18 protein-coding genes are annotated in these 15,292 nt (G+C 61.9%); 10 read left to right on the top strand and 8 right to left on the bottom strand.

Features of this window, described 5'->3' with window-relative positions; all coding sequences use genetic code 11:
- Nucleotides 1-46: 46 nt before the first annotated feature.
- The 3 genes from ACO06F_RS07515 to ACO06F_RS07505 form a co-directional block, all read right to left on the bottom strand.
- The gene (locus ACO06F_RS07515; protein ID WP_421696643.1) at nt 47-538 is read right to left on the bottom strand and encodes a ferritin-like domain-containing protein; all 492 of its coding nucleotides are present in this window, start codon (nt 536-538) and stop codon (nt 47-49) included.
- Between the two features lie 194 nt (nt 539-732).
- Entirely contained in the window at nt 733-1,590 is an 858-nt protein-coding gene (locus ACO06F_RS07510) for an SDR family oxidoreductase (RefSeq protein WP_421696068.1), read from the bottom strand.
- An 82-nt stretch (nt 1,591-1,672) separates the two neighbouring features.
- Nucleotides 1,673-2,179: a hypothetical protein gene (locus ACO06F_RS07505; protein ID WP_421696067.1), complete on the bottom strand. Its 507-nt coding sequence runs from the start codon at nt 2,177-2,179 to the stop codon at nt 1,673-1,675.
- Nucleotides 2,180-2,326: 147 nt separating this feature from the next.
- On the opposite strand from ACO06F_RS07505, the gene ACO06F_RS07500 reads away from it, so the two are divergent.
- From ACO06F_RS07500 to ACO06F_RS07465, 8 genes are all read left to right on the top strand, one after another.
- Nucleotides 2,327-3,214, top strand: coding sequence for a Ku protein (locus ACO06F_RS07500; RefSeq protein ID WP_421696066.1), 888 nt, complete (start codon nt 2,327-2,329; stop codon nt 3,212-3,214).
- 6 nt (nt 3,215-3,220) lie between these two features.
- The gene (gene ligD / locus ACO06F_RS07495; RefSeq protein WP_421696065.1) at nt 3,221-5,737 is read left to right on the top strand and encodes a DNA ligase D; all 2,517 of its coding nucleotides are present in this window, start codon (nt 3,221-3,223) and stop codon (nt 5,735-5,737) included.
- A 179-nt stretch (nt 5,738-5,916) separates the two neighbouring features.
- On the top strand, nt 5,917-6,765 hold the full coding sequence (locus tag ACO06F_RS07490) for a hypothetical protein (RefSeq protein ID WP_421696064.1): 849 nt from the start codon (nt 5,917-5,919) through the stop codon (nt 6,763-6,765).
- Nucleotides 6,766-6,873: 108 nt separating this feature from the next.
- A complete protein-coding gene (locus ACO06F_RS07485) occupies nt 6,874-7,368 on the top strand; it encodes a hypothetical protein (RefSeq protein ID WP_421696063.1) in 495 nt (164 codons plus the stop codon).
- Between the two features lie 212 nt (nt 7,369-7,580).
- Nucleotides 7,581-7,982 carry a phage holin family protein gene (locus ACO06F_RS07480; protein ID WP_421696062.1) on the top strand — a complete coding sequence of 134 codons (402 nt, stop codon included), beginning with the start codon at nt 7,581-7,583 and terminating at the stop codon, nt 7,980-7,982.
- A 309-nt stretch (nt 7,983-8,291) separates the two neighbouring features.
- Complete coding sequence (locus tag ACO06F_RS07475; RefSeq protein WP_421696061.1) at nt 8,292-8,813, top strand: hypothetical protein; 522 nt, start codon at nt 8,292-8,294, stop codon at nt 8,811-8,813.
- Nucleotides 8,814-8,997: 184 nt separating this feature from the next.
- A complete protein-coding gene (gene folE / locus ACO06F_RS07470; protein WP_421696060.1) occupies nt 8,998-9,711 on the top strand; it encodes a GTP cyclohydrolase I in 714 nt (237 codons plus the stop codon).
- Nucleotides 9,712-9,719: 8 nt separating this feature from the next.
- On the top strand, nt 9,720-10,148 hold the full coding sequence (locus ACO06F_RS07465) for a BLUF domain-containing protein (protein ID WP_421696059.1): 429 nt from the start codon (nt 9,720-9,722) through the stop codon (nt 10,146-10,148).
- Nucleotides 10,149-10,152: 4 nt separating this feature from the next.
- Here ACO06F_RS07465 and otnI read toward each other — a convergent pair whose 3' ends face one another.
- Both otnI and ACO06F_RS07455 read right to left on the bottom strand, forming a co-directional pair.
- Nucleotides 10,153-10,920, bottom strand: a complete 768-nt coding sequence (gene otnI / locus ACO06F_RS07460; protein WP_421696058.1) for a 2-oxo-tetronate isomerase — start codon at nt 10,918-10,920, stop codon at nt 10,153-10,155.
- 52 nt (nt 10,921-10,972) lie between these two features.
- Nucleotides 10,973-11,407 (bottom strand): response regulator, encoded by a 435-nt coding sequence (locus ACO06F_RS07455; RefSeq protein ID WP_421696057.1) that lies wholly within the window; start codon nt 11,405-11,407, stop codon nt 10,973-10,975.
- A gap of 221 nt (nt 11,408-11,628) precedes the next feature.
- Here ACO06F_RS07455 and ACO06F_RS07450 point away from each other — a divergent pair, with 221 nt between their 5' ends.
- The gene (locus ACO06F_RS07450) at nt 11,629-12,369 is read left to right on the top strand and encodes a Crp/Fnr family transcriptional regulator (RefSeq protein ID WP_421696056.1); all 741 of its coding nucleotides are present in this window, start codon (nt 11,629-11,631) and stop codon (nt 12,367-12,369) included.
- Between the two features lie 77 nt (nt 12,370-12,446).
- Here ACO06F_RS07450 and ACO06F_RS07445 read toward each other — a convergent pair whose 3' ends face one another.
- From ACO06F_RS07445 to ACO06F_RS07435, 3 genes are all read right to left on the bottom strand, one after another.
- Nucleotides 12,447-12,839 carry a hypothetical protein gene (locus ACO06F_RS07445; RefSeq protein ID WP_421696055.1) on the bottom strand — a complete coding sequence of 131 codons (393 nt, stop codon included), beginning with the start codon at nt 12,837-12,839 and terminating at the stop codon, nt 12,447-12,449.
- Nucleotides 12,840-12,938: 99 nt separating this feature from the next.
- Nucleotides 12,939-13,895 carry a diacylglycerol/lipid kinase family protein gene (locus tag ACO06F_RS07440; protein WP_421696054.1) on the bottom strand — a complete coding sequence of 319 codons (957 nt, stop codon included), beginning with the start codon at nt 13,893-13,895 and terminating at the stop codon, nt 12,939-12,941.
- A 208-nt stretch (nt 13,896-14,103) separates the two neighbouring features.
- Complete coding sequence (locus ACO06F_RS07435) at nt 14,104-14,898, bottom strand: response regulator (protein WP_421696053.1); 795 nt, start codon at nt 14,896-14,898, stop codon at nt 14,104-14,106.
- Between the two features lie 118 nt (nt 14,899-15,016).
- Between ACO06F_RS07435 and ACO06F_RS07430 the strand changes: the two genes are divergently transcribed.
- Nucleotides 15,017-15,259, top strand: a complete 243-nt coding sequence (locus ACO06F_RS07430) for a NepR family anti-sigma factor (protein ID WP_421696052.1) — start codon at nt 15,017-15,019, stop codon at nt 15,257-15,259.
- Nucleotides 15,260-15,292 lie beyond the last annotated feature (33 nt).

Raw genomic sequence — 15,292 nt, 5'->3', positions numbered from 1 at the left:
CACGCTTGCCCCTCCCCACGAGGGGGAGGGGCAAGGACTTCGCCTTTTAAGCCGCGGCGCGCTGGTTGACGGAGTCTTCCGCGATTTCGCTCAGCTTTTCATCGGCTTCCTTTTCCTCTTCGAGCGTCTGCTCAAGGAGTTCGGCGATTTCAGGATTTCCGATTTCGGAGGCCCAGCAGGCCAGCGTGCCGTAGCGGGCAATTTCATAATGCTCGACCGTCTGGCAGGATGAGATGATGGCGGCGTCGAGCGTCTGCTCGTCCTCGATCTCGCCGGTCACTTCCTCTGCTTCCTTCAGAAGACCTTCGAGAGCCTCGCAGGTCTTGGCGGAGGGGCGCTCGTCGAGAAGCTCGAAGACTTGCTCGAGGCGCTTCACATGCGTCTCGGTCTCAACGAGGTGATCCTCGATCGCCTGCTTCAACTCTCCCGAGGTTGCCTTTTCGGCCATCTTCGGAAGCGTCTTCACCAGCTTGTTTTCGACGTAGTAAAGGTCCTTGAGGGTCTCGAGGAAAAGGTCGTTCAATGTTTTCACACTCATGTCGGTCTCCTTGCGTGAATCGTCTGTCGTGTTGGAATGTGATGCGTTGAATTCGCGTGTGAGGCTGCTCGCCTGCGCATCGCGCCAGCCGGCGTGATCCGCGCTCTTGCGCTCTTCTGCCATGGTGGGAGGATCCTTCCTTGGAGCTCGCCCACCTGAACCCGCAAGGGCGCCCGCAGGTTCCCAGCCTGCTGTTATGATCCGACCATCTCTCCGCCATTGGGGTGGAGCACCTGACCCGTCATGTAGGAGGCGTCCTCACAGCTCAGGAAAACAAAGCAACTCGCCACTTCATTTGGCTGGCCCGGGCGCCCCAACGGCGTGCTGCCGCCATGGGTGGAGACGCGCTCCTCATCGAATGAGGCGGGGATAAGTGGCGTCCAGATCGGGCCCGGCGCCACCGCATTGACCCTGATGCCGCGTGGCGCCAGCACCTGGGACATGGTGCGCGTGAAGGACACGATGGCGCCCTTGGTGGCGGAATAATCGATGAGCTGCGACTGGCCGCGATAGGCGGTGACGGACGCGCAATTGACGATGGCGCCGCCCTTGCCCATGTGGGGCAGCGCCGCCTTGGTGAGGAAGAACATGCTGAAGATATTGGTGTGGAAGGTGCGGAGAAGCTGCTCCTCTTCCAGCTCTTCGAGTCCGTTCACCGTGTGCTGTTCGGCTGCATTGTTGACGAGCACATCGATGCGTCCGAATTTCTCAACCGCGCGGGCGATGGCCTCGCGGCAGACGGGTTCCGTGCCGAGGTCGCCTGCGAAGAGCTCTGCCTCGCTTCCTTCCTGCGCCACCAGCTCCGCCGTCTTGCGGGCGTCCTCATGTTCGTCGAGATAGAGGATCACGATCTTCGCACCCTCGCGCGCCATAGCAACGGCGGTCGCCCGGCCGATGCCGCTGTCACCCCCGGAAATCACGGCCGCCTTTCCCTTGAGGCGGTCAGCACCCCGGAAGCGCGGCATGAAATCGGGCGCGGGCGTCATCTCGGCTTCGATGCCGGGTTGCTTTTCCTGATGTTGCGGGGGCAGCGTGTGTTTCGTCTCGCTCATGATCTCTCTTCCGTTCATCATTTCAGCAAAATGATCCTCGCCCCACGGGATGTGAGGGCGAGGAATGTGGAATGACGTCGTCTTACGGGCTGGCGGGCGCCGTCGTGCCGGTACCTGCATCACCCGTGCCGGGAGCGGTCTGCTGGATGGGTGCTGTGGTGCTACCCGTAGTGTCATTTGCAGTGCCGGGCGCCGTCGTATCAGCGATCGGGGCCTCGGTGCCGGCAGGCGCTGTCGCCACATCGGTCCGGTTGCTGCTGAGCCAGAGGGCAATGAGGAAGGCGGCCACCAGCACCACGGCTGCAATTGCGAAGGTGGTGGTAAAGCTGCGGCCGCCGCGCTCTGCCCCCACTGTCTCCGTCCGGCCAAGATTTCCCGCGCGGCGTGTGACGCCATCCTGGTTGAGATTGAGATCATTCTCATCATTTCGCGGCACAGGGCGATCCATGCTGCCCAGAGGCTCCTGCATGTTGGTGAGGGGTGAGCTCGACGCGGCGGTGAGGGGAACGCGCTCATCATCGCCCGCAAATTCCGGACGGCTGCTGCGCTGACGTGATCCTGGTGTGGTTGAACCCGGTGTGATTGCCATGAGAAATGCTCCTTCGTGGCCGGTGAACTGATAGGCTGACTGTCAGGGCCAAATCTCCGGGGAGCGGGATTGGTTCCCGGCAAAACGGTCGCCAAGGAACCGCGCTGGCCCAAGCTGCATTCTGCTGCGTCAAGGGGGAGGGACCGCATGGCCGCCAGAGCTTATTGGAAGGGGTTTCTGAGACTGTCGCTCGTGTCGATCTCGGTTGAGGTGATCAACGCCGAGGACCGCAAGGCCGATGTGAGCTTTCACCAGATCCACGGGCCCACCGGCAAGCGCATCCATTATACCAAGACGGTGGACGGCGTTGGCGAGATCGACAGCAAGGACATCGTCAGCGGTTATGAGATCGAGAAGGATGTGAACGTCGTTCTTGAGCCCGGCGAGATCGATGCCGTGAAGCTCGAAAGCAAGCGCACGGTGGAGCTCAGCCATTTCGTCAAGCTGAGTGAAGTGGACCCGCGCTTTGTCGAGCAGCCCTATTACGTAACGCCGGCTGATGAATATGCCGCTGAGGGCTACCTCGTCATCCGCGAGGCGCTGCGCAAGACCGGAACCATGGGTCTGGGCCAGCTCACGGCCTCAGGGCGCGAACATTTGATGGGTGTGCTGCCGCTCGAGGACGGGCTGATGATGGTGCGCCTGCGCTATGCTGGCGAAGTGCGGAAAAGCACGCAGTTTTTCGCCGATTTGCCGAAGCTGAAGCTTGATCATGAGATGGTGGATCTGGCGACCGCGCTGATCGAGCGGAAGGAGGGCCGCTTCAAGCCCGAACTCTTCGAGGATCACTATGAAACCGAATTGCGCAAGCTGATCGCACGCAAGAACAAGGGCGAGAAGATCGTGACGGAGCCTGAACCCGAAGCGCCGCGCGGCAATGTGATCAATCTGATGGACGCACTGCGTGATAGCCTCAAGCGCGGCGGTGGCGGCGGGAAAGACGAGAAAAAGCCGTCGCCTCCTGCGCGGAAGGCCGCAGCGAAGCGCAAGCCCGCAGCACGCAAGGCAGCACCCCGCCGCAGCAAGAGCAAGTGAACCCAGATGGCCGCCCGCAAGACATCGCTGGAGTCTTACAAGTCCAAGCGCGATTTCTCAAAAACGGCGGAACCCGCCCCCGCACCGGCACCCCGCAGCAAGGGCAAGCTCATCTTTGTGGTGCAGAAGCATGATGCGCGGCGGCTGCATTTCGACTTGCGCCTCGAGCTGGACGGCGTGCTCAAAAGCTGGGCGGTGACGCGCGGTCCTTCGATGAAGCCCGGTGTACGGCGCCTGGCCGTCGAGACTGAGGATCACCCCATGGCCTACAAGGCGTGGGAAGGGGTGATCCCCGCCGGCGAATATGGCGGTGGCACCATGATCGTGTGGGACCAGGGCACGTGGGTGCCCGAAGGTGACCCGCAGGAGGGCCTGAAGGAAGGCCGGCTCACTTTCACGCTCAATGGCGAGCGGCTGAAGGGCGCCTTTTCTCTGGTGCGCATGAAGGACGAGGGCAAGCGCCACAACTGGCTTCTGATCAAGCGCAGCGATGCCCATGCACTGGACGCCAAGGGAAAGGAACCGGTGGAAACGGAGTTGGCCTCCGTCCTCTCCGGCAAGAGCAATGCCGATCTCGCAAAGACCGGCGTCCTGCGTGCCGATCACAAGGCCCGCGCCACCCGCAAGTCTGCGGCAAAGCCCGCAGGCATTGCCAAGGTCGAAGGCACAAAGAAGGCCATTCTCCCGCCCTTTGTGCCGCCGAGCCTTGCCGTGCAAGTGGCGAGACCACCCATGGCCGCCGGCTGGATCCATGAGATCAAGCATGATGGTTACCGCATCCAGGCGCGGCTCGATGGCGGCAAGGTGCAGCTCCTGACGCGCAAGGGCCTGGATTGGACCAAGCGTTTTCCCGCCGTGGCGGATGCCGTGAAGGCACTTGCCGCCAAGGCGGCATTGCTCGATGGCGAGATCATCGTGCAGGATGAGCAGGGCAACGGGAGCTTCAGCGGCCTGCAGGCCGATCTGAAATCCGGGCGGCAGGACCGCATGGTCTATTACGTCTTCGATCTCCTCTATCTTGATGGCAGCGACTTGCGGGCGGCAGCACTGCGTGAGCGAAAGCAGTTGCTGAAGGCGCTGCTGGAGGCCTCTCCCACGAGCTTCGCATTGCGCTACAATGACCATCTGGAAGACCCGGGAAAGAACATCCTTGGCGAAGCCTGCCGCCTGGGGCTCGAAGGCATCGTATCGAAGCGCGAGGACCTTCCCTATGTCTCCGGCCGGGGCGAGCATTGGGTGAAATCCAAATGCATGCTGCGCCAGGAATTCGTGGTGATCGGCTTCCTGCCCGCAAGTGACCTCAAGAATGCCGTGGGCTCCTTGGTGCTTGGCTACTACGCCAACGGCAAGCTGATGCATGCAGGCCGGGCCGGCACCGGCTTCTCCACGGAAGACCAGCGGGCACTCTACAAGCAGTTCCTTCCGCTGAAGACGGAGAAGCCTGACTTCGGCAATGCCGTCTCCCGCGCGGCCGCGAAGGGCGTTGTGTGGGTGAAGCCCGAGGCCGTGGCGGAGATCGAGTATCGCGGCCGCACCACCGATGGCCTGCTGCGCCAGGCCGCCTTCGTGGGCCTGCGCGAAGACAAGCCCGCAGCGGAAATCTCGCTTGAAGAAAACCCGAGCCTGATCCCCAAGCATGAAGAGCCGGCCGAAGCAGCGCCGCCGCTCAAAGCCTCATCCATCACCTTCAGCCATCCGGAACGGCTGTTGTGGGAGGATGCGAACATCACCAAGCAGGAGCTTGGCGACTATTATGCAGCGATCGCCCAGTGGATGCTGCCGCATGTGGAGGGCAGGGTGCTGAGCCTCCTGCGCTGCCCCGGCGGAGCGGCTCAGCAGTGTTTCTTCGCCAAGCATGCCTGGATGGGCTTTGACGAAAAGGCCATCAGCCTGGTCGACACGGGTGACGAGAAGCCGATGATGGCGGTGAAGGGCCTCGATGGCCTTCTGGCGCTGGTGCAGATGAATGTGCTCGAAATCCACGTGTGGGGCTCACGCGTGAAAGACCTCGAGCGCCCTGACCGGTTGATCTTCGATCTAGACCCCGGCGAGGGCCTGGGCTGGGACGACATCCGTGATGCGGCCGTTGAAATGTGCGACAGGCTGAAAGGCCTGGGCCTTCGCTCCTTCGTCAAGACATCGGGCGGCAAGGGTCTGCACGTGACGGTGCCGATAATACCTTCACTCGATTGGGACACGGCGAAGGACTTCACCAAGGCCGTGGCGCAGGAGATGGCGGCCGACCGGCCGGAGCGCTACATCGCCACCATGTCGAAGGCGCGCCGCAAGGGGAAAATCTTCATCGACTACCTCCGCAATGGGCGCGGTGCCACGGCTGTTGCCCCCTATTCCACCCGAGCCCGCCCCGGCGCAGCCGTGGCAATGCCCATCGACTGGAGCGAACTGCCATCGCTCCCCTCCGCCGCGCACTACACGGTGAAGAATGCCGTCCAGCGGATGAGCAAGCTGAAGGAAGATCCGTGGGCGGAGCTTCTGAAACTGCGGCAGAAGATTAAGCTTTAGAAGCCGGCATCTTCCTTGCATTCGTAGGGGGTGGGAACTTTTCACGTTGCAAGCGGTTGCTGTGCAGATGTGCAAGGGAGAAGCTCATGAATTCGATCATTTATCTTGTTGGACTGGTCGTGGTGGTCCTCGCCATCCTTTCGTTCCTCGGACTTCGGTGACAGCGGAGGATGGCCATCATGGCGACTGCAGCTCGCGTACCTGAAACGGAAATCGTCCGCCGCAGCGAGGGCGGCCAATCCTATGTCGATGGCGGTGCTGTGCTGGCAGGTATTGCCGTTGCAACGGCCATCTCCATGTTGCTCGTGGCCTTCGGCTCCGGCATTGGAATTTCACTCACCTCCTTTGCCAGCGCCGAGACGTTGCCGGGCCTCGGAATGGTTCTGGCGCTCGGCCTCTGGCTGTTGTGGCTGCAGGTGACGGCCTCCCTCGGTGGCGGTTATGTCACCGGACGGTTGCGCCGCCGCATTGGCGATGCGCAGCGCCACGAAGTGGAAATGCGCGACGGGCTCCATGGCCTCGTGGTCTGGGCGGGCGGTGTGATTATCGGTTCGCTGGTTGCCGCATGGATCACCACAATGGGTGTTTCAACGGCATCGCATATCGTGGCCGGTGCGGCGTCAAACCCGCAGGCGGCATCGATGAGCGACTATTATGTGGACCGCCTGTTGCGGCCCGAAGCAGCAGCCCCCGCGGCTGACGTTTCCGCCGATGCGCGCGCCGAACTGGGCCGCCTCCTCTCTCTCAACCGCATCACCGCGGCGGACGGCGAGGACCGGAGCTATGCCCTTCAACGGATTTCAACTGCCACGGGCCTCAACGAACAGGCAGCGGCCGAGCGGCTGGACAGCACATTGGCGGCGATCAAGGCGCGAGCCGATCATGCCCGGCGCCTGAGCGTGCTCGCGGCCTTCGTCACCGCCGCATCACTGCTTGTAAGCGCGGTTGCCGCCTGGTGGGCAGCAACGCGCGGTGGATCACACCGCGACGAAGCGATTGACCACAGCCGCTTCACGGCGTGGCGTTAAGAAGAACCACTACAGACTCCGCCGTGGCAGGCGGAGCCTGGAACTTATCGCCCGCAGTTCCGTTACGGACGCAGCGTCACACCCCCAAGGGGGCGAAGGAGTATTTCAATGGCCACAGCATCCCAGTCCCGTGCACGGAGCCGCAAGCGGTCTGACTCAACGCGTGAGGGCGGCCCTGCTTTCATGGATGATCTTCTGACCATGGCCGGAAGTCTCGCCAGCAGTCGCAAGGAATATGCTGCGTCGCAGCTTGAAACGCTGGCTGAATCCGTGCGCCAGTTCAGCGGCTCGGTGCCCTCCATTCCCACCATGAAGGCTTATGCTGAAACGGCAGCGAACAGCCTTGAAGAGCTTGCGGGCTATGTCGTCGAAAGCGATCTCTCGGACATGGTGGCAGATGCACGTGATTTCACCAAGCGCCATCCGCTGGCGACATTTGGCGGCTCGATTGCCGCGGGCCTCGTCATCACGCAGCTTGTGCAGTCACGCGCGGATGCCATGCGCTCTGCCGTGCGTTCGAGGCGCGAGCGCAGTGGCGGCGCGGCACGTCCAGCAGCTTCATCACGCGGCAGGAAGAGCCGCAGCGCCACCAACGGCGAGTAAACTTTTTCCAAGTTGTTCCCCGGGCAGTGTCTCCCTCCCCCTTTTAACTGCCTGCACCTTGAAGGCCCCGCAATTGCGGGGCCTCTTTTCTTGCGTGCTGCAGATGCAGCTCTGCATCTTCCGGAACCATCGCGGGCGTGGCGCGTTGCAGCCCACGACACTGGACCACCCTGCTTCGCGGGGAACGATGAAGGAGGCGCTGCAATCCGCCGATGCTCAATCAAGCTGACGCACCTCACGACAGCGGCCGCCCCGGCATCAGTGAGCTCTTCGAACGCTTGGGCGCCGATGGTCGCGATTGGGCCGAGGCTGAACTCGCCTTGGCACGCGCCGAACTGGGTGAGCTCAAATCGCAGGCCATGCGGGCGGCAGTGTTCGCGAGCATCGCCTTCGCCGCGACCTTCTGCGCCATGGTGGCGCTTACGCAGGCAGGAATTGCCGTGCTGACGCCTCTGTTGGGCAGCGAGGCGCTTGCCGCGTTGATCGTTGGGATCGTTCTGGTGCTGCTGGTGATTGCTTCGGCCTTCAGCTTGATGCGTTGCTTCAGCTGGCGCACCGAAAGTATTTTCTTCCGCTGGTTCGGGGGCCCGTCTTCGCACGGTGGCGGCGCATGAGCAGGTCCTTCGAACAGGCCGTCGAAATCGTGCAGGAGCGGCGCAGGGCGCTTCGCGGCACGATTGGAGAATTAAAGGTGCGGTTGAGCCCGGCGCAGCTTGCCGAGGATGCTCTGCACCGTCTGGATCCTCACCTGGGCCTCATGGCGCGGCTGAAAGAGCGGATCGGACGCAACAAACTGCTTAGTCTTGCCGTTCTGGCAGGAGCAGGCTGGCTGGCGGGTTTTCCCCGCCACCTCAACGGCGATCAGCTCGCGGCGCGGAAGGCCAGCACCGCAATGCCGCGCGCAAAACCCAAGGAGAAGAACAATGACAGCGGACAACACCAACGAAACGATGACCACGGCCGAACAGGGCTCAGCCACCAGGAGCCGCAGCCGCAAGGCAGCCTCCCGCAAGGCGAGCCCGAAGTCCGGCGCCGTGGCAAAGCGCGCCAAGCCAGCAGCAGCCTCCGCCAAGCGGAGCCGCAGCAGCGTGGAGGCACAGGGCGCGAGCGAAAGCAGCCGCAGCCGGCGGAGCAGCCGCGGCGGAAGTCGTAGCCGCAGCAGCAGCGCGGAGAATGCCGGCATCGCCTCGCGCGTGCTCTCAGGCGGCCGCAGGGCCGCTGCCTGGGCCGTGGACGGCGCCAGCCGTGCCATGCCGCTTGCCGTCAACAGCTTGCCCGACCAGCGCATGGTACAGCGCTTCGTCGATGAACGCCCCTATATGCTGGGTGCCCTGGGCCTCGGCATTGGCGCGGTGATCGGGCTGATGCTGCCCAGCACGCTGTCGTCCATGTCCGCCAAGCCGGCGCGCAGCAACACGGGCAACACGGGACGCAAGAGCCGCTAGGCTTTACTCTTCAGGCCACCACACGATCCACTCCGGCGAAAGCCGGGGTGGATCGTTTACGTTCTGGGGTCGCATGGTCCACAAGGGGACACGCCGCGTAATATCTCAGCGTGTCTTCCCGGTTTGGTTGTTTCGGGAGGTGCATGATGCTACAGCTCGAGAACCGGCACCTGGAACTGACAAAATGGACCTTCCCACGAAACTGACGATTGACGGCAATCCCGCGCCCATATCCGAGCGCATCCGGGCGCGTGTGGAAAAGGCCAACAAGCGCTATTTCGCCAATGACAATATTTCCGCCTTCATCGAGCCGGGGGAGCTTGAAGCGCTTCTGGACGAGGTGGCAGGCAAGATGCAGGGCGTGCTCGAAAGCCTGGTGATCGATGTGGACCATGATCACAACACGCGTGAGACGGCGCGGCGCGTGGCCAAGATGTATCTGAACGAGGTGTTCCGCGGCCGTTATGTGGGCCAGCCTCCGGTCACCGAGTTTCCCAATGCCGAATATCTGAACGAGCTGATGATCGTCGGGCCCATCACCGTGCGCAGCGCCTGCAGCCACCACCTCTGCCCGATCATGGGACGGCTGTGGATCGGACTTCTGCCCAATGAGCATTCGAATCTGATCGGCCTTTCCAAATATTCGCGGCTTGCCGAATGGATCATGTCCCGCCCGCAGATCCAGGAAGAGGCAATTGCCCAGGTGGCAGACCTTCTGATGAACAAAGTGGCGCCTGACGGACTTGCTGTCGTCATGGAGGCGGATCACTTCTGCATGCATTGGCGCGGCGTGAAGGACAATGCCACCAAGATGATCAACAGCGTGATGCGCGGTGCATTCCTCAAGAACGCCACGTTGCGGCGTGAATTCCTGTCTCTCGTCAATCTGAAGGACTGATTTTCCAGATGATCGTTCGCTGTGTCTACGCAAGCCGGGCCGCCACCAGCCTCACCAGCGCCATGATCGAGGACATCCTCGAAAGCTCGCGCAGCCATAATCCCGCCAATGGCATCACCGGCATTCTCTGCTACAGCGGCGATGTGTTCATCCAGGTGCTGGAGGGCGGGCGCGACGAAGTGTGCGATCTCTACAACGCCATCGTCCGCGATGACCGCCACACCAATGTGCGGATCCTGATCTTCGAGGAAATCCGTGAGCGCAAATTCTGCAACTGGACCATGGGCCATGTGGACCTGTCCAAGGTGAACCCGGGCTTGCTGCTGAAATATCATGAGCGCGCGGTGCTGAACCCCTTTGCCAGCTCAGGCTCCGCCACCATGGCGCTGCTGGACGAGCTGGTCGCCACCGCCGCGGTCCACTCCAGGCTCGCCTGAGGGGTTACACCTCCCTGAGCCAGCCGAGCCCGTCCACCGTCTGGGCGGCCGGCCGGTATTCGCAGCCCACGAAGCCCTGATAGCCCAGCGCATCGAGGTGGCGGAAGATCCGCCTGTCGTCGAGCTCGCCCGTGCCGGGCTCGTGCCGCTTGGGCACAGATGCCACCTGCACATGGCCGGTCACGGGCAGCAGCGCCTCCAGGCTCTTCAGCACGTCCCCATGCAGGATCTGGCGATGGTAGATGTCATATTGGAGCTTCAGATTGGGCAGGCCCAGCGTGGCGATAAGCTCCGCCGCGAAGGGAAAATCATTCAGGAAATAGCCCGGCATGTCCTGCCCGTTGATGGGCTCGATCAGGATATCGATGCCGAGTGGCGCCGTGGCGGCGCAGGCATGGCGGAGCGCTGACACATAGGTTTGAACCGCCTTCGGATCATGGCGGTCGCCATGGCCGCTCATCAGATGCAGGCGCTTGACGCCGGTGGCGGCGGCATAGGGAAGTGCCTTGTCCACCGATGCCCGGAACTCCGCTTCGCGCCCGGGGAGAGAGGCAATGCCGCGCTCGCCCTTGCTCCAATCCCCCGGCGGCAGGTTGAACAGCGCCTGGGTGAGGCCCGCGCCCTCAAGCCTCCGGGCGATCTCATCCGGATCGAAATCATAGGGAAACAGGAATTCAACCGCACTGAAGCCATTGTCCGCCGCCGCGGCGAAGCGGTCGAGAAATTCCCATTCGGTGAACATCATCGACAGGTTGGCGGCAAATTTAGGCATCGGTCTGTATCCCCTTGCGCGACTCAAAACCCTTGAGCGCTGGGCGTCGAGACTAGCCGTTGGTCTCGCTGGCGGAAATGGCCTTGTCCGATGGCCTCCGAACCTTGGCGAGCTCGGCGAGGAGGGCCTTCGCCAGCGAGTCGGACGAGAAGGGCTTCGAGAGCACCTGCAGGTGGGAGAGCCCAGGCGGAAGATCGACCGCGGCGCCATAGGCCGTGAGAAACACCGCGGGGATTCCCCGCGCGGCCAGCGTTTCTGCCACCTTGACGGTGTTTGCCGGGCCCACATTATAGTCGAGCAGGGCGAAGCGGATTTCCGATGAGGCGATGATCCGGGCCGCGGCCTCGACGGAGGACGCGCCATGAACCTGCTTCAGCCCGAACGCCTTGAGCGTCTCTTCAAGATCGAGCCGTATGATGGAATCATCCTCCACCACGAGGCAGGAATCGAGCAACTCGACCGGAGCCGAGTGAAGCGGGTTTTCCATCAAGTCTCTTTCCAAGAAGGGTAACAGGCCGCGATAAGTGCTCTCCGGAACAATCACCAGATGGGTGCGTTCTGAGAACCGGTATCCGGGATTCTGCGTCCGCAAAGCGGCCCGCCGAAGGGGCAGCCGCCGAGCGCTTCCGCCATCCGGTCCGAGTAGACAATTGTAGCTCATCCAGACCCTAATGTCTGTGCAGAAGTGAACGTTCATGGCAGCAGAATATGTATGAAAGTTCCACCGTGATCGAGACGCTTCTTCCCGGCAACAATTTGCTCTCGGCATTGCGGGGGTCCGACCTCGACATGCTGAGGCCCCATCTGCGGGCGCTGCAGTCGCCGTCGAACACCGTACTCTATGATCCGGGACAGAATGTTCAGACGGTGTATTTTCCCTGCCACCGCACGCTCGTGTCCTTCCTGGTCTCCACGGAGGAGGGAAGCGGTGTTGAAGCGCTGCTGGTGGGGCGCGAGGGGGCGGTGGGCGGCATCGTCAGCCACGGCAATCTTCCGGCCTTTGCAAAAATAGCCATACAAACCGGGGGTGATCTTCTCGCATTGCCGGTCAATGCGCTGGATGAGGCGAAGCAGCGTTCACGCGCGGTTGAGAATCTCTTCTCGCGCTATGCCGACTGCCTGGTGGCGCAGATGTTCCAGACCGCGGCCTGCAATGCCGCACACAGTATCGAGCAGCGCACCGCCAAATGGATCAGCGCCGCGATCGAACGTTCAGGCTCCAATGAAGTGCCCCTGACGCAGGAGAGGCTCGCGGCCATGCTGGGTGTCGGCCGCAGCTATATCAGCCGCGTCATCGGCACCTTCAAGCGGGACGGCACCTTGGCGGTAAGGCGCGGTCACCTTGTTGTGAAGGATGAAGAGCGGCTCAAGGGCCGCGCCTGCAGCTGCCATGAGATCGTTAAGCACCATTTCGACACGGTGCTGAAAGGCGTTTATCCGGAAAGCTGAGCAATCGCTTGTTAAGCAAAGCAAAACCCGGACCGCCGCAAGGCGTGTCCGGGTTTTGCATGGTCTCGTTCAACCAATTAAGGCGTGGTGGGTGCCGGTGCGGGAGCCGGTGCCGGTGCGGGAGCCGGCGTCGTGCCAGTGGTTCCGCCCGTGGTATCCGGGGTCGTGGTGGTCGAGCCCGAGGTGCCCGTGGTATCTGTGCCAGTACCCGTGGTCGAACCCGTGCCGGTGGCTGGCGCCGTGGTCGTGGCATCAGGGGTGGGTGCCACTGGCGCCGTAACGGCGGGGGGCTGAGTGGTCACGGTATTGGTGGTGCTGTTGGTCGTCGTCGCAACATCAGGGCCGCGCGTGCCGTAATACCACAGCGCGCCAATCGCCACGAGGGCGATGATGACGCCGACAATCCATCCTGACGATGAAGACTTCGCCCGCGGAGGAGTCTGATACTGTTTGTCGATATTGTCTGCCATTCGCAGTCTCCGATCGTTTTTTCTGAGCGCACGTGGTCCCGTGCAATGGCAACAGAACGTGCGGTGACCGGCGAAGTTCCCACAAGGATACGCTTTGGCTCAGCCCGCCTTCTGGCCTGGAACCAGCATGCGCAGCGCCGCGGGCTCGCTGCGGATCACCAGCGGAAGCGGAAACAGCATGAGCTCGCCATCCGCTGTCGCCTTGATGTTCTGGCTGCTGCGGCCCAGAACCTGGCGCCGTGCGAGGATCACTTCCCGGCCGCGATGTGCCGTAACGTTCAGATTTTCGCGCCAGCGGCCGCGCAACAGGTCAAACCCCAGTCGCAGCAAAGCGCCCAATGTCATTGGCTTCACGGCATAAACACCCAAAACGCCTTCATCGAGCCGCGCCTGCTTCAGCAACATTGAATCTTCATATGTATTGTTGCTGACGATGAGGGCCGGCGTCCGCATTTCGGTGCGCACGCCATCAATGTCCAGGCTGAGGCGCTGGAACTGCGGCTTCAGCATCACCGCCGCGAAGGCGCGCACACCCGCCAGCATCTTGGTGATGCGGGACCTGTAGCCAAGCCTTTCCCGAACCTTCACCAGCCGCGGCTGCATGCCAAAGGACACATGATGGAGAAAGAGATGCTCCCCCGCGCGCGCTGCATCGATCGTGCGGATGTCGGCATGCTGAAGCTGTTCGAGCGCCTGGCCCAGATCCTGCGCCATGCCAAGCACCTTGGCCACCATGTTCATGGTGCCGAGCGGCAGAATGCCGAGTGCGATCTCCGTGCCCGCGAGTTGGCCTGCGACACTCGTCAGCGTGCCGTCTCCGCCGCCCACGATGATGCGGCGGACATGACCTTCCTTCAAAAGCTGCCGCACCGTATCGGAAATCTCGCTGCCGTCGATCAGGCGGATATCCGCCGGGTTGCCCGCAGCGGCGAAGGATTTTTCAATCATCTGGCGCACCGCATCCACGCCCATGCCGCGCACGGTGCCAGAATGCCGGTTGACCAGTACGGCCGTCGTCGCCTGCGTGGCCGCGGGAGGAGTTTGCATCACAGTCATATCGGCAGCCGTTCCCGCTTCTTCAATTGCAGGGGTGGAACTCTTGAGGGTGAGAAACTGTTTCTGAGGGGTGACGCACAGGAGGGTTTCATGAAAGGCATTTTGCTCTGGCTGGTCGGAATTCCCATTCCGATCATCATTCTGCTCTATCTTTTCAATGTGTTTTAAGAAGAAGGCCGGTCAAAGACCGGCCTTTCATTCTATGGCGTCAGGCTGCCTTGCGGGATCGGAGATCGAAGAACAGCGCTTGCGCAATCAGCGCCTTCACCATCTCAGGTGAGAACGGCTTGGTGATGAGGAAGGCAGGCTCGGGCCGCTCACCCGTCAACAGCCGCTCCGGGAAGGCGGTGATGAAGATCACCGGCACGTCGAAGCTTCCAAGAATATCGTTCACGGCGTCAATGCCGGAGCTGCCATCCGCGAGCTGAATGTCCGAGAGCACCAGTTGCGGGCGCTTTTCGCGCGCGAGCTTCACGGCTTCCTTATGCGTGCGGGCAATGCCCACGGAGCGGTGGCCGAGGGAGGTGATCGTATCTTCAATGTCCAGCGCGATGAGGGGCTCATCTTCAATGATCAGAATGTCACTGGCGATCATCTCGGAAATCTGGCGGTTGGCCTCATCGAACAGGTGATCGATTTCAGCACTGTCCCGGCTCAACACTTCACCGATCTCATTGCGCTCGAAGCCTTCAACGGCGGAGAGCAGGAACACCTGGCGCGCCGGGCCCGGAATATGGGCGAGCCGGCCCTGAACAGTTGCCTCCCACGCCGGCTGTACGCCTTCGATCTGGCCGTTGAGGGGAATGGAGCCCCACAGCTTGCACAGCGTCTGATAGAGCGCGGTTCGCGGCGTTGAGGCTGATTTCAGGATGGACGGATCGGCAATGAGACTTTCCAGAAGTGCCGCCACATAAGTATCACCACTCGTCTGACTTCCGGTCAGGGCGCGGGCGAAACGGCGCAGATATGGCAGATGGGGCGCAACAGTGGCAGATAAGGTCATGCAGTCATCGGCACGGCGTTTGACGCCATGGCCCTCCCTCAATGATCGTCAGGACTGAGAAACGCAGATAAGCCCTTCAAGTTCCGAGCCTAGCATATTTCTTTGGAACAAAACCGGCTTGAGCGCATTCTTGCAGACTGAACCGCCGCTGTGCCGGGGTTTTGGACGGGCGAACATCAGAATCATGAATCAAAAGACTGGCAAGAAATCGAAATCCTCTGGCGACCACCAGGTGGTCAAAGAGGCGGTCAGCAGCAAGCTCAAGGCCTATTACGACGACATCGCAAGGCAGGATGTTCCACAGCGGTTTCTCGATCTTTTGCAGGATCTTGACAAAGCCGGCGGTGAGAAACCCGAGTGACCAGTTGCACCCGAAAGTTGAATCGCAAGGCGA

Source organism: Aestuariivirga sp., assembly GCF_965227715.1.
Lineage (GTDB): Bacteria > Pseudomonadota > Alphaproteobacteria > Rhizobiales > Aestuariivirgaceae > Aestuariivirga.
Note: the sequence above shows the minus strand (reverse complement) of the source record. Positions and strands in the feature narration are given on the sequence as shown.